The 14,097-nt window shown below is 51.1% G+C and carries 14 protein-coding genes; 5 read left to right on the top strand and 9 right to left on the bottom strand.

What is annotated here, in order from left to right:
* Positions 1-7 precede the first annotated feature (7 nt).
* Positions 8-298 carry a hypothetical protein gene (locus B5X72_RS08710; protein ID WP_079716444.1) on the top strand — a complete coding sequence of 97 codons (291 nt, stop codon included), beginning with the start codon at positions 8-10 and terminating at the stop codon, positions 296-298.
* A gap of 5 nt (positions 299-303) precedes the next feature.
* Here the strand turns inward: B5X72_RS08710 and B5X72_RS08715 are convergent, their stop codons facing one another.
* Positions 304-894 (bottom strand): hypothetical protein, encoded by a 591-nt coding sequence (locus tag B5X72_RS08715; protein ID WP_079716445.1) that lies wholly within the window; start codon positions 892-894, stop codon positions 304-306.
* A gap of 13 nt (positions 895-907) precedes the next feature.
* The gene (locus tag B5X72_RS08720) at positions 908-1,540 is read right to left on the bottom strand and encodes a hypothetical protein (RefSeq protein ID WP_079716446.1); all 633 of its coding nucleotides are present in this window, start codon (positions 1,538-1,540) and stop codon (positions 908-910) included.
* 66 nt (positions 1,541-1,606) lie between these two features.
* On the opposite strand from B5X72_RS08720, the gene B5X72_RS08725 reads away from it, so the two are divergent.
* The gene (locus B5X72_RS08725; RefSeq protein WP_139378605.1) at positions 1,607-3,934 is read left to right on the top strand and encodes a WG repeat-containing protein; all 2,328 of its coding nucleotides are present in this window, start codon (positions 1,607-1,609) and stop codon (positions 3,932-3,934) included.
* Between the two features lie 5 nt (positions 3,935-3,939).
* On the opposite strand, the gene B5X72_RS08730 is transcribed toward B5X72_RS08725, so the two are convergent.
* Positions 3,940-4,221, bottom strand: a complete 282-nt coding sequence (locus B5X72_RS08730) for an RNA polymerase alpha subunit C-terminal domain-containing protein (protein WP_079716448.1) — start codon at positions 4,219-4,221, stop codon at positions 3,940-3,942.
* A gap of 3 nt (positions 4,222-4,224) precedes the next feature.
* Positions 4,225-4,686, bottom strand: a complete 462-nt coding sequence (locus B5X72_RS08735; RefSeq protein WP_079716449.1) for an SRPBCC domain-containing protein — start codon at positions 4,684-4,686, stop codon at positions 4,225-4,227.
* 217 nt (positions 4,687-4,903) lie between these two features.
* Here B5X72_RS08735 and B5X72_RS08740 point away from each other — a divergent pair, with 217 nt between their 5' ends.
* The 3 genes from B5X72_RS08740 to B5X72_RS08750 all read left to right on the top strand — a co-directional run bounded on the left by B5X72_RS08740 (position 4,904) and on the right by B5X72_RS08750 (position 9,632).
* On the top strand, positions 4,904-8,038 hold the full coding sequence (locus B5X72_RS08740) for a S41 family peptidase (protein ID WP_079716450.1): 3,135 nt from the start codon (positions 4,904-4,906) through the stop codon (positions 8,036-8,038).
* 115 nt (positions 8,039-8,153) lie between these two features.
* On the top strand, positions 8,154-8,486 hold the full coding sequence (locus tag B5X72_RS08745) for a YegP family protein (protein ID WP_079716451.1): 333 nt from the start codon (positions 8,154-8,156) through the stop codon (positions 8,484-8,486).
* 75 nt (positions 8,487-8,561) lie between these two features.
* On the top strand, positions 8,562-9,632 hold the full coding sequence (locus B5X72_RS08750) for a branched-chain amino acid aminotransferase (protein WP_079716452.1): 1,071 nt from the start codon (positions 8,562-8,564) through the stop codon (positions 9,630-9,632).
* A gap of 12 nt (positions 9,633-9,644) precedes the next feature.
* Here B5X72_RS08750 and miaA read toward each other — a convergent pair whose 3' ends face one another.
* From miaA to B5X72_RS08775, 5 genes are all read right to left on the bottom strand, one after another.
* Complete coding sequence (miaA, locus tag B5X72_RS08755) at positions 9,645-10,562, bottom strand: tRNA (adenosine(37)-N6)-dimethylallyltransferase MiaA (protein WP_079716453.1); 918 nt, start codon at positions 10,560-10,562, stop codon at positions 9,645-9,647.
* 8 nt (positions 10,563-10,570) lie between these two features.
* On the bottom strand, positions 10,571-11,158 hold the full coding sequence (locus B5X72_RS08760) for an IS1096 element passenger TnpR family protein (RefSeq protein ID WP_079716454.1): 588 nt from the start codon (positions 11,156-11,158) through the stop codon (positions 10,571-10,573).
* A gap of 124 nt (positions 11,159-11,282) precedes the next feature.
* Positions 11,283-12,680, bottom strand: a complete 1,398-nt coding sequence (locus B5X72_RS08765) for a CCA tRNA nucleotidyltransferase (RefSeq protein ID WP_079716455.1) — start codon at positions 12,678-12,680, stop codon at positions 11,283-11,285.
* Positions 12,681-12,761: 81 nt separating this feature from the next.
* Positions 12,762-13,817: a 4-hydroxythreonine-4-phosphate dehydrogenase PdxA gene (gene pdxA, locus B5X72_RS08770; protein WP_079716456.1), complete on the bottom strand. Its 1,056-nt coding sequence runs from the start codon at positions 13,815-13,817 to the stop codon at positions 12,762-12,764.
* A gap of 53 nt (positions 13,818-13,870) precedes the next feature.
* Positions 13,871-14,092 (bottom strand): DUF2905 domain-containing protein, encoded by a 222-nt coding sequence (locus B5X72_RS08775; protein WP_079716557.1) that lies wholly within the window; start codon positions 14,090-14,092, stop codon positions 13,871-13,873.
* Positions 14,093-14,097: the final 5 nt, after the last annotated feature.

The following is a 14,097-nucleotide window of genomic DNA, read 5'->3' on the forward strand; positions in this document are numbered from 1 at the left end:
CACTGTTATGAGCAATGCTTATCCATCGAAAAAAAAGCAAGTACTTACTACCTGGTCGTGGTTGTTCCTGGCATTGGCCGTTCTTTCGACGCTCTCGTGGACGTTCATGGACGTCCATCCGGATATTGGTATTTCGTTGGCCGTCCTAGCGGCAGCCATCGCAGCCATCCTCGGTGGAATCGGTGTCGCTACGAAACGAACGGTCGGCGGCGTGGTATGCATCGTGGTGTCGGTACTGGTCATCGCCTTTCACGTGATCTTGATCATCGCGCTTCGCAACATGTGCGTTATTTGTTAGTATAGTTACTGCACGTACATATCCGCGCCCATTGTTTCGAGTCTGGTTTCCTTTGCTTTCAGCTGCTCATACCGTTTCAGACCACGCGCCGCCTGCTTTGCATGGTCAGACGCATCCAATGCCCCCGCTTGCACCCGGATTTCCTCACGTGTGCTGATCCGTCTCAACAACCGGTTTTTAAGCCTTTCGGCATTCTTCTGCGTGGGATCATACGGAACCAGATCGACGCGGGCGCGGGTCAGCCCTGACGTGACCCGCGTGTTGACCAGGTATACCCGGCCCGCTTCCAGGTCTGCGTCGATAAAACTCATGTTTTCGGATTTACCCCAAAGGACGTGGCTGCCGGGATCGCATTCATAGACCAGGTAACTGCCCGGCCCGATTTTACCGAGGTATTGGCCGCCGTCGTAATACTGAAACTGGATAACCGGCGCTTCCAATGGCGGGCGCGTAAAAATCACCAATGCCTTATCCGGCGCTGGGGCGGGCAGCTCGAAAGCGATAGGTGTATCGTCTTCTTCACTATCCTGCGCGACCACGTGGCGCTGGAACAGCAGCAACACGGCAAATAGCGTGATAATAGCTATGCGATTCATGGTGTAATTATAATTAGTTAAACAATCTACTGACCGGTCCCGCTTTTTGCATCCATTGGCTGACTTTGCCCTGCACGCCCGATTGCGCAGCGTGGGGTGCCACACGCTCAAAGGTGCCGCCATAGCTGCCCTTCACGGACTCGCCATTGTTCATCATCAGGTCGAATTCAATCTTATAGTTGTTTCCACTCCCGGCCACTTTGACGGTGCCCCCTGAAATGAAGGCGATTTCATCGGCATCCGCACTGCTTATCCGCATGTTCAAGATAAGGTATCCGTCGTCGAAATAATGTTTGCCTGTTACATCTTCTGCCTCGTAGTCGGCGAAACTAAAAATGCCCTGCTGGAACGTTTGCTCACTTGCCGAGTACAGGTCTAAAAACAGGTGTACCGGTACATTGTCGTCGTCATCCTCGGCAAATTGAAACAAGTAAAATTCCTGGTTGTAATGCGACCCATCGAAACCGTAGTCGCTATAGCCAGCGTCGTTAAGGCGGTAGGTGTGCCCCTTATATACGAGGCTGTTGGTTGGGTTGATGTCCGGTTCAATTCCTTCATCGTCGTCTTTTGAACATCCGCCGACACCCAGCGCTGCCACGATAAGGAGCAGCGTGATCTTGCGGCTTTGTTTCCATAGCTGTTGCATGATTTTTCATTATTGGTACTACGACAAAGGTCGTTACCTCGTTCAAATGAAAAAATCCCTGAAAACATGGATTTATCTGCCGAGCTTCGCCGCTTAATTTTGAAAACGATGACAAGCAACTCGTCCATACTTCCGTTAATCGGCCTGGCAGCTGTCCTATGGTCGTCATGCACCACAAAACGGCTGGCTACCGCTATAGAAATCCAACCCGCCATATTGGACTATATCGGCGATCGTTCCTGCGGTTGGCAGCGCATCCGTCAGGACACGCGCTGGGGTTATATCCACACATCGTCAAAACGGTTCATCACACCACGGTTTGATTGGGGAGACGATTTCCATGACGGCTTTGCCGTGGTGCAGCGCGGCGGCCGCGCCGGGTTCATTACGTCAACGGGGGGACGTTGGGGACGGCTCAAGTATCAACGGGCCGGCCATTTTTCCGATGGGGTAGCCCCGGTAAAAATCCGCGGTAAGTATGGCTACCTGGATGCAAGGCGGAAGTGGGTTGTCCGCCCCCAGTATGACCACGCGCTGCCGTTTCAGGAAGGCCGCGCCGTAGTGGCCGATGGGCTGCACTATGGTTTCATCGATCGCACAGGCAACCGGGTAACCCGGTTGGAATACGAGGATGCCACGCCATTCCGAAATGGGCTGGCCAGGGTGCGGAAAAACGGACATTTCGGGCTGATCGATACCCATGGCGTGGAGGTGCTGCCATTGGTGTATACCGCCATTGAACCGCTTGCCGGAGGGGACTATCGGCTCACGGGAAAGGATGGCGTTGGACTGGCCGACGCAAACGGGCGGCTGCTGGTCAATGCGCGATACCGCCGGGTTCAGCTCCGGGACGACGGGAATTATTCCATCGAGAACCATTTGGGAAAGGTGGGCCTATTCCATCTAAATCAGCGGCGGTTGATTTTACCGGTCGTCTTTGACGCCATTTATGACGCCGGTGAAGGGATATACCTCTGCCACCAAAACAACAACCATTATGTATACGCAGACTCCACCGGCCACCTGTTATATGGATTGGCATTTGAAGATGCCGGCACATTCAGCGAAGGACTCGCAGCCGTTAAAAAAGATGGCAAATGGGGATACATCGATACCGCCGGCCGATTGGCGATTCCCTTCCAATTCGATGCCTTTGACAACCGGCATTATGCGCGGATGCGGTTCAGCAGCAACCGGGCCTGGGTACGGAAAGGCGGGATGACCGCGCTCATCGACCGGTATGGGCATACCGTTGCCTTAACCGACTACCCATCTGCCCTTCCGTTTACCTGCAATCGCGCCTTGGTGGTGGATCAATCCGGTCGCATCGGCTACGTAGACACGATGGGAGCGGTACGTATTCCGTTGATGTATACCGGCGGCAGCGCCTTCAATACGTATGGCATCGGCTGGGTAACGAAGTCCCCTTACGACATACCGTCCTACCACACCATCAACACCGCGGGCGAAATCATCGACAGCCTGGGCTTTCAACCTCCCAAGATTTTTAATGCCCGATACTGGTATACCGACCGGCCGAAGCGGTCGCTGCTGGTCGACCGCCGCACAGGGAAGATCACGGATTATCCGTATGATAACATGTACCGATCATCGTATATGCCTGATGACCTGTTTCACGCCACCCGGGATCAACTGTCGGGACTGATCGACACTTCCATGGCCGTAGTGATCCCATTGCGTTACCGGACGGTCGAAACGTTTCACCACAACCGTGCCCGGGTAGTCAGCGATACCGGCGAAGGGTTTGTGGACCGGCTCGGCCGCGAAATCCTGCCGTTGCATTACGAAAAGTTTTCCTATTTCCGTTATCCGGTCACCGTGGCCATACGCAATGGCCGGCGCGGCGTGCTGGACACCGCAGGGCGCGTCGTCATACCGCTCGACTACGATGCAGTGGACATCGACTATGCGAACAACCGCATCATCGCAACCGACAGCCTCGGCGCGCGGATATTCGACCGGCATGGGTACCTGCTCCATGACCGGCAATACGACAGGGTATCTGCCTTCCATGCCAACCGCGCCACCGTACGGAAAAACGGAAAAACCGGTGTTGTGGACTACCTCTTCCGGGAGCTGTGTCCACCCATCTACGACCGGATAGGCCCTTTTAAAGCCGATGGGATGGCCTGGGTGGTCAATGACGGAAAAATCGGATACCTGGATTCAGCCTATCAGGTTTGCATTCCCATCATCTACGATGACGGGGACATCTTTATCCACGGCATGGCCAAGGTCAAACTAAACGGCGAGGAGCTATTCGTCGACCGCGCGGGGAAACGGGTTTATCCGGATGAAGCGACTATCCAAGCCCGGGAAGCGGCCATCGCGGAAACCAAGGAAGATAGGCGCTGGCTGGATTTCAGCGGTTGATGCGCTCATGACTTAAAGGCTAGCCCGGCTTCCGCCAATGCCTTGCGAAGCAACGGCATGGAAGCTTTCCCCATACCGTGCAAAGCTAAAATATCCTTTTCGCTGTAAGACGCTAACTTCGCCAGCGAGTCGATGCCCGCATGTTCAAGTGCCCGACGAGCAGGTGCACTCAATAGAGACGTGAAACCCGTCGAAGGCGCCCTTTTAGCTTCACAAACGGGGCATACGGGGCAATCACTGATTTTGTGATACCGATGTCCGTTCGGACAGGTTTTCAAGTGTCTCATCCGTTATGCTTCACAAATTTCTTTCAGTTTATCCAGCGCCTTGGGATACGTTTTCTGGAAATAATCGACCATCTCGTCATTTACATCGATATCAACGGTTACGATGGTGGAGCCGTCTTGATACTCAAATGTGTAATTCTCGAAGCCCTGCCAAGCCTCAGCAATCGGACCTTCAGTAACTTCCTCATCGTCATCTAAGATACCCGCGTATTCGATGGATACATATCGATTTGGGGTATTTTCCCTGATATAGCCTACCATCCCCTCCCGCTTACCTTCCGCGTTGGTTCCGACAAATAGGATTTTCGATCCTTTTTCCCAATTTCCCTCAACGCCACCACCTTCGAAGTCAGACGTTGGGTTGAATACTGCTGTCCACTGTTTGAAGGTTTCCTTGCCAATCATCTTGCTGTACACTTCAGCTACAGGTGCGCTGATAACGGTCTTAAATTGAATCTTTTCCATCTATACATTTTTCTGATGTTTAAAAACCGGCCGGACTGGGGCCGAATACATTACGTTACAAAGTTACGAAGCTCCGCAACAGCTGACATTGGCATCATGCGCCAATATGGAGGGGTATTTACGACAAAATGATAGGCACATCCCGGGCTTGGGTAAATTAATGCCATTTACGGCTTTTTTGCTATATTGCCAGGCAATACAACTAAATACGCACGAAATGAATACCTTCTGTTCCTGCCTCTTTGCGGCAGCATTGTGGTTTGCTATGCCAGCTTCATCACAAACTGCTGCCACGTTCCTTTCACACCCCACCTTAAGCCCCGATGGGAAAACCCTGGTTTTCAGCTATGAGGGCGATCTCTGGAAAGTTCCAACAGCTGGTGGACAAGCATTGCGTCTTACAGCGATGCCGGGTGATGAAATGGCACCCCGTATATCGCCGGATGGCCAATGGCTGGCCTTTTCCTCCAATCAATTCGGAAATTTTGATGTGTATGTGATGCCACTTGAGGGCGGAGATATCCGGCAGCTTACGTTCCACGATGCTGCCGACGAAGTCGACAGCTGGGGCTGGGACAGCCGGACCATCTATTTTACCTCGGGCCGGTACAATCGCTTTAGCAGCTACACGGTTGATGTAAGCGGAGGCACCGCCAAACGCTTGTTTCCCCATTATTTCAACACCATCCACGGCGTCGTGGAAACACCATCGGGCGAACTGCTCTTTAACAACACTTGGGAGAGCTACTCCGCGGCAAACCGTAAGCGGTATAAAGGGGCATTCAACCCCGACATCCTGTCGTACCATCCAGGCACTCGCGCGTTCAAGCGATACACCGATTACGAAGGCAAAGACTTCTGGACGACCGTGGACAACCAGGGCAACATTTATTTCGCTTCGGATGAAGCCAACGGCGAATACAACCTATATACGTTTGTCAACGGCCAGAAAACGCCCCTCACCCGCTTCAATACATCCATTAAACGACCGGCCGTCGCTGCAAACGGCGAAAAGGTGGTGTTCGAAAAGGACTACCAATTGTTTGTATACGATGTAGCGAGCAAAAAAACCGTGCAGCCCCCCATCTCCCTGAATCGCAACATGGTGCTGGGCAAGTCACAGGAGTTTGATGCGAAAGACAACATCAGCTACTTCGATGTTTCGCCGGACGGCAAAAAATTGGCGTTCGTTTCCCGCGGTGAGCTGTTCGTGAGCGATATCGATGGCAAATTCATCCGCCAAATGCCATCGTCGGGCGAACGCATCATGGAGGTCAAATGGCTTGCCGACAACAAAACGATCCTCTTCAACCAGACGGCCGATGGTTACCTCAACTGGTTCACCACTTCCGCCGACGGTACGGGGGCACCCAAGCAGCATACGACAGACCTACGCAACAACCGGGATATCACCCTCAACAATGACCGTACACAAGGTGTTTACCTCAGTGGCCGGGACGAAGTGCGTATCCTTGATCTTAAAACACTGAAAAGTAACACGGTCGTGAACGATGAAATCTGGGCCTTCCAAAACTCCAAACCTTCGTTTTCGCCCGATGGAGCGTACGTACTGTTCACGGCTTACCGCAATTTTGAACAAGACATCTTTGTGCACCACCTCGCCAGTAAGCAAACCATCAACCTGACCAACACCGGTGTCTCCGAGGCGTCGCCGGTATGGTCGCCGGACGGAAAATACATCTATTTTGCCAGCAACCGTACCAAACCATCCTATCCAACGGGCATGCGTGATGCCAGCATCTATCGGATGGCCCTGGACAATGTCGATGACCCTTACCGCATGGATAAGTTCGACGCGCTTTTCGAAGAAAAGAACGAAGACAATAAAAAAGATTCCACCAAAAACGATAAAAAGGCCGCCGAGCCGATTGTCATCAATACGCAGGGTTTACTCGATCGAATTACCCTCATCGGCCCGACATTTGGTACTCAAGGCGGAACATCCATTTTCAAGAAAGGCGAAAAAACCTACATCTTTTATTATTCCAACCATGAGGGCGGCCGCAGCGCATTGTTCCGAACCGTCATTCAACCGTTTGAGGAAAACAAAACCGAAAAAGTAGTCGACGGCGGCGCCGGCAACCTGGTCGAAGCAGACGGGAAGTTTTATGCGCTCTCCCGGGGAGCCATACAGAAATATAATATCGACGGCAACAAGCTGGACAAGTTAGACATCGGATTCAAATTCCAGCGCAACCTTGAAAAGGAATTTAGGCAGCTGTTTTACGAAACCTGGGCCGGCATCGAGGAAAACTTCTACGACAGCAATTTCCACGGGGTCGACTGGGCGGCGATCAAAAAACGCTACGCCACCTATCTCCCCTACCTGAATAGCCGAGCTGACCTCCGTATCTTGCTCAATGACATGCTCGGCGAACTCAACTCGTCGCACCTTGGCTTCAGCTCCGGTGGTCCCGAGGAGCGCAAAAACCTTACCTACGCAACCAACGAAACCGGCATCATCTTCGACAAAGACAATCCTTACCGCGTGCACCACATCGTCACAAATAGCAACGCTTCGAGAAAGGACGTGGATATACAGCCCGGAGACGTGTTGGTAGCGGTTGATGGCCAGCGTATAGACAGCAAGGCCGACCGCGATTACTACTTCACCCGTCCATCATTGGCCAACGAGATGGTGCTGACATTCAGTCGTGGAGGGAAGGAAATCACGGCCAAGGTACGGCCGCAGAGCAGTGCGGCATTGCGCGACCAATTGTACGACGAATGGATAAGAAGCAACCGCCGGAGGGTGGATTCCTTGGGCAACAACCGCATCGCTTATTCTTATATGAAAAACATGGGGAGCGGCGAGCTTGAGCGGTTCCTATTGGATATGGTCGAACAGGAAAACAACAAAGACGCGATCATCCTTGACCTCCGTTACAATACCGGCGGTAATGTCCATGATGAGGTACTGCGCTTCCTTTCCCAGCGCCCCTATTTACAATGGCAATACCGAGGAGGCAAACGTTCGCCGCAAAGCAATTTTGCCCCCGCTGGCAAACCGATCGTATTGCTCATTAACGAACAGTCATTGAGCGATGCGGAGATGACGGCCGCGGGGTTCAAAGCACTTAAGCTGGGTACTGTTATAGGCACCGAGACCTACCGGTGGATTATTTTCACCTCGGCCAAGGGGCTCGTCGATGGATCGATGTACCGCGTGCCGGCATGGGGCTGTTATACGCTTGACGGTGACAACCTGGAGTTGACGGGCGTATCCCCAGACATCCATGTCGAAAACACCTTCATGGATAGACTGGAGGACAACGACCCCCAATTGGAAAGGGCCATACAAGAACTTCAGGAAGCATTGAAAAAGCCCTGACAAAAGCAACAGTTGTTCACCCGCGCGTGGTTGAAATGAATATTTGATATTTTCCCGATGGTTTCTATATTAGTCGAGACAATCATTTTGTCTTTTCACATCAAAATCGGTAACCATGGGAAAATTTGTTATCACCACACGCAAGAACGGCGAGTTTCAGTTTAACTTGAAAGCTGGCAACGGGGAGATCATCTTGGCAAGCGAGGGCTACACCACCAAGGCCGCCTGCGTCAACGGCATCGAATCCGTCAAGAAAAACGCTGCAAATGATGGCCGTTATGAACGGAAAGAAGCCAAAAACGGTAAGTTGTTCTTCAACCTGAAAGCTTCTAATGGGCAGGTCATCGGCTCAAGTGAACTGTATGAAAGTGCTTCCGGACGCGACAAAGGAATCGAATCCGTCAAGCGCAACGCCCCTGAGGCCGACGTCGTCGATCAAACAGCGTAAACCGCGACGGATTGGAAGAAAGGATTTCTTCCAATCCGCTTTTTTTGCTAACTTGCGTGCCAAGCAATTACAGTTATGAACGAGGCAGCAACAACAGCAATCCGCGTGGAGCAAACACGGCAGTCGAAACTCCCGCAAGTCGATTTCAACAACCTGAAATTTGGTCAAACATTTTCCGACCACATGCTGGTGGCCGATTACGTGGACGGGCATTGGACAGACGTGAGCATTGTACCCTATGGCAACCTGTCTTTGAGCCCCGCTACCTCTGCCCTGCACTATGGCCAGGCGATTTTTGAAGGCATGAAAGCCTACAGGTTTGCCAATGGCACGGTGAGCCTTTTCCGGCCGCATAAAAACCTCGAACGGTTCAATAAGTCGGCCTTACGGCTGGAAATGCCGGAAGTACCCGAAGATATTTTCATCGGCGGGCTTAAGACGCTGATCGATTTAGATCGCGACTGGGTGCCGGGTGCTGAGGGTTCATCGCTGTATATCCGTCCGTTCATGTTCGGTACGGAACCCGCGTTAGGTGTACATCCGTCTGACTCGTATAAATTCATCGTCATCACGAGCCCCGTCGGCGCGTACTATCACAAATCACTGCGGCTCAAAGTGGAAACCCACTTTACGCGTGCTGCGGAAGGCGGCGTCGGCTTTTCCAAAAACGCCGGCAACTACGCGCTCTCACTCCATCCGACGCGGCTGGCACAGCAAGAAGGTTTCGACCAATTGATTTGGACCGATGCCAACGAACACAAGTATGTAGAAGAGGCCGGCACAGCCAACCTGCTGTTCCGTGTAGGGGATACCATCATCACGCCCTCCTCAGACACCATATTGCATGGCATTACCCGCCGGACTATCATTGAAATCGCCCGCCATTGGGGTTATCAAGCGGAAGAACGCAAGGTATCCGTAAAAGAATTGATCGATGGTATTGAAGATGGCAGCGTCACAGAAGCGTTCGCCGCTGGTACTGCAGCGACACTCACGCCCATCACCGAGATTGGTTATGAAGGACGGATCTACACCTTACCTGATCCCGCAAAACGAGTGTTTTCAAACAAAGTCCTACAGTACCTTAATGATCTACGTTACGGCCGCATCGACGATGAATTCGGCTGGAACCTTATTGTGGATTAAAATTGATTAACTTCATGGCTTATCCACATGGTCAACATGCTTGACTATGTGGGATACCATTTGATCAATCGCTTCCGGTGCAAACCAAACAGTTGTTGGATCTTTCTTAAACCAGGTCAGTTGGCGCTTGGCGTACCTCCGCGTATTCTGCTTGATTTTAGCTATCGCCTGCTGCCAGGTGTACCGGCCATCCAGGTAGTCAAACAGTTCGGCATAGCCCACGGTCAGCAACGGGGGGCGATGCCGAAACGGCAGCAACGCGCTCACTTCGCCCAGCAAACCGGCCTCCACCATCGCATCCACGCGATTGTTGATACGCTCGTACAAGTGTAGCCTATCGGCATCAAGTCCAATTTTTAGCACATTGAAAGGACGCGCGGCTGCTGCCCGACGCCGAAAATGCGAAAAAGGTTTGCCCGTACTTTCATACACCTCAAGCGCGCGGATCACCCGTTGCGGATTGTTGATATCCACCTGCTCATAATACACCGGATCGACTTGTTTCAGTCGCATTTGGAGTGATTCAAGGCCGCCCTGCTCATACAGGCTATTCAGCTGTTCACGTACACCAGGAAGCGCCTTAGGTAGATCGTCAAGTCCACGGCATACCGCATCGACAAACAATCCCGATCCCCCCACCAATAGGACGATATCCAGTCGAGAAAACAGCTCTACCAAGCATTTCAAGGCATCACGCTCGAAATCACCAGCCGAATAATCATCCAAGACGCTATGGGAATCAATGAAGTAGTGGGGTATAGCGGCCAATTCCTCAACCGAAGGCTTTGCCGTCCCGATGGACAACTCGCGATAAAACTGCCGGGAATCAGCAGACAGGATAACCGTATGAAAATGTTGTGCCAACCGGATCCCGACGGCCGTTTTGCCGACGGCGGTCGGCCCCACAATGCACACCAAGGTTTTTGCCACGTGACTCGCTAATAATCCTCTTCATAGCCACCGTTCTCTTCCTTGCTCTCTCCCTCCTGTTCTTCTTCATCCAGCATGTCTAAGTCCTCTTCCTCATTAATACCGTATTCGGTCTCCTGAAGAAAATCATATTCTTCGCCAGCTTTTTTAGACGTGGGCTCTGTAGCCACAGGCACCACCGGTACCCCCGGTAGCTTAGGGGCCTGACCAACACTTTTAAACAATGCTGGATATTCTTTGCCCGCTTCTTCCTTCAAAATTTTGATAAGCTGCACATGAAAGTCAAGCGGGTGCTCGAAGTTATATACGTAATAGAATTTTTGGTGCGGGTCATCAATGAATTTATTCAGCTTCGATTCCTCCATCAATGCCACGTCCCGCTCCTTTTTCCGTTCGTCGGGTAAGTAAGCGATTTCATCTCCCTTCTTCCAATGATCATTACTCACATAAAAGGATGAGGATGCTTCAGGGTTATAGCCCAAAGCTGTGTGAATAGCTTGGTGTAAATCTAAGAACGTTTGCTTAGGCAACACATCAATCTCTCGAATCACATCATCATAGTCCTCAAATGAAATCCTAAACCGGTAGATAGCCATGACGCGCCTTTTGTATAAGTTAGTTAATGCGATTTTTTGCGAATATCAGAAAATAAGTCGGAACTTGGAAAGTTGGAGCGGTCGAAAATTGGAAAGTCGAGCGATTGGAAAACGTTAAAACCCGCTATTTTAACCCCAGTTCTTTCCCTTTTTCGAGCATAAACTGGTAGGCTTTCTCCCGGTCGTTAGGGATTTCGCCCTCCAATATCGCTTCACGAATCGCATTTTTTATAATGCCCACCTCCCTGCCGGGCTTCAAGCCAAATGCCGCCATGATATCTTCACCAGATACCGGGGGTTGCCAATTCCGGATTTGGTCCCGTTCCTCTACATCTTTTAGTTTCTGCTTGACCAGCTCGAAATTTTGCCGGTATTTTTTCTTTTTATACTCATTCTTGGTGGTCACGTCAGCATGGCAAAGCATCATGAGGCTATCAATATCGTCACCCGCCTCAAACAACAGCCGCCTTACCGCTGAATCGGTCACGATATCCTGAGCCAATACGATTGGCCGGAGATGCAACAGCACCAGCTTTTGCACGAATTTCATTTTATCATTGAGCGGCAACCGAAGCTCCGCAAACAATTTGGGCACCATCCTCGCCCCTTTATCTTCGTGGCCATGGAATGTCCAGCCATGCCGCTTATCGAAACGCTTGGTTGCGGGTTTGGCGATATCATGCATAATGGCCGCCCAGCGGAGCCACAAGTCATCACTTCGCTCGGCCACATTGTCCAGCACTTCCAACGTGTGGTAAAAATTATCTTTATGGCCCTTGCCGTCGATGACCTCCACACCATGAAGATCGGCCATAGCCGGAAAGACAAGATGTAGCAGCCCCGTATCGAACAAGTACCTAAAACCGATGGAAGGTTTGGGTGCCAAGATAATCTTATTCAGCTCATCAATGATGCGTTCCCGGGAGATGATTGCTATCCGTTGGGTATTGTCGCGTATCGCCCGGATCGCCTGGATATCGATTTTGAAATTCAGCTGTGTAGCGAACCGTATTGCCCGCATCATGCGTAAGGGGTCGTCAGAAAATGTCTCCCGGGGGTTTAGTGGCGTCCGGATAATGCGGTGCTCAATGTCAGCAAGCCCATTAAATGGGTCCAACAGCTCTCCAAAATTATGCTTATTCAAGGAAAGCGCCATGGCATTGATGGTAAAATCCCGTCGGTTTTGATCATCTTGCAGGCTGCCGTTTTCGACAATAGGTTTACGCGAGTCCGTCCGATACGATTCTTTTCTGGCCCCAACAAACTCGATCTGGAGCGACCCGTAGGTCAACATGGCCGTCCCAAAGTTTTTATAGACAGTCACTTTCGTGTTTAACCGGCTACCCACCTGTTTTGCAAAATCGATACCACTCCCTATCACCACAATATCGATATCGTTTTTGAAATCACGGCCCATGATTTTATCTCGCACATAGCCGCCAACGACATAACAATCCGTACGGGAGGCCTCGGCGATGTCCCGCAGTACGGAAAATATAGGATGTTGCAAAAAATTTTTCATGGTTGTACTCGGCATCGCCAAATCGTGTGCGGCGGCAAAAATACACATTCGATTGGGTAATCGGCCATCAGTCAAGCCTGATTAGTCCCTATCACGGGCCAATCGCCTGGTCACCAACGGGTTTGACATTAACGCCTCTTGCTCACGCCTGCGTTCTACGATATGGATAGCGGCAAAAATCGCCTCACGGAAAGACGTTTCAGTGGCCACGTTCTTCCCTGCGATATCATATCCGGTACCATGGTCCGGAGACGTACGGACTACAGGCAAGCCAGCCGTATAGTTTACGCCGCTCCGCGAAGCAATATGCTTAAAGGGGATAAGCCCCTGATCATGGTACATAGCCAGCACGGCATCGAATTTCGTATAGGTATCCGATGCGAAGAAGCCGTCGGCTGGATATGGGCCGAAACAAAAAATGCCTGCCGCCCTGGCTTGCTCAATCGCCGGGGTGACAATCGTCTCGTCTTCCAAACCGATGAGCCCCTTATCTCCCGCGTGGGGATTTAATCCCAACACCGCTATTTTAGGTTTTTGAATCCAAAAGTCCTGTTTTAGGCTCGCGTCCATTAGCGCCAGCTTCGAGACGATCGTCTCAATCGACAATTTGGGCGCGATATCTTTCACGGGAATATGTCCCGTGACCACGCCTACGCGCAGATTATCGCTAATCATAAACATCAAAACATCTCCGCTGGCTGTCCGCGATTGGAGGTATTCGGTATGCCCAGGGAAATCAAATTCATCCTGCTGGATATTATGTTTATTGATCGGAGCGGTTACCAGCGCGTCAACCTTGCCTGCCAACAGATCATCTACGGCGTGCTTCAATGAAAGAAATGCGTACTTGCCGCCAATCTCATTTTCTTCGCCCAAACTGATCTTAACTTCCTCCTGCCAGCAATTGATGATATTTGGACGTTTGCCATGAGCTTGTTCAGGATCGTGGATGACATTGAAACTGAAATCATTAATACCCAGCGCCTTGCGATGAAATGAAGCAACTTTGGTATTCCCATAGACAATCGGCGTAAAATACTCCAGAATCCGGTTATCCAGCAATGTTTTAATAATCACCTCTAACCCAATACCGTTTACATCACCGATGGAAATTCCTATTTTCAATTTGTCGCTCATATCCGCATTCGTTTTGCTTTGGCTACCAAAAGTATGAATTTTAACGGATGCACTCAAAACAATTTGCGTACCAACCAAATCACGGCACTGAATACGACACTTAAGAGCACCATGCTGGTGATGGGCATATAGAAGCTAAACCCTGGCCTTTCTATCCGGATATCCCCGGGTAAGTTGCCAAACCATTTCAGCTTGTCACCCAGAAAATAGACAACAACCCCCAAGACGACGAGCAGCCCACCACCGAATATAAGTATTTTGGCTATTTCTTTCATGATTT

This window comes from Parapedobacter luteus, assembly GCF_900168055.1.
Taxonomy (GTDB): Bacteria; Bacteroidota; Bacteroidia; order Sphingobacteriales; family Sphingobacteriaceae; genus Parapedobacter; species Parapedobacter luteus.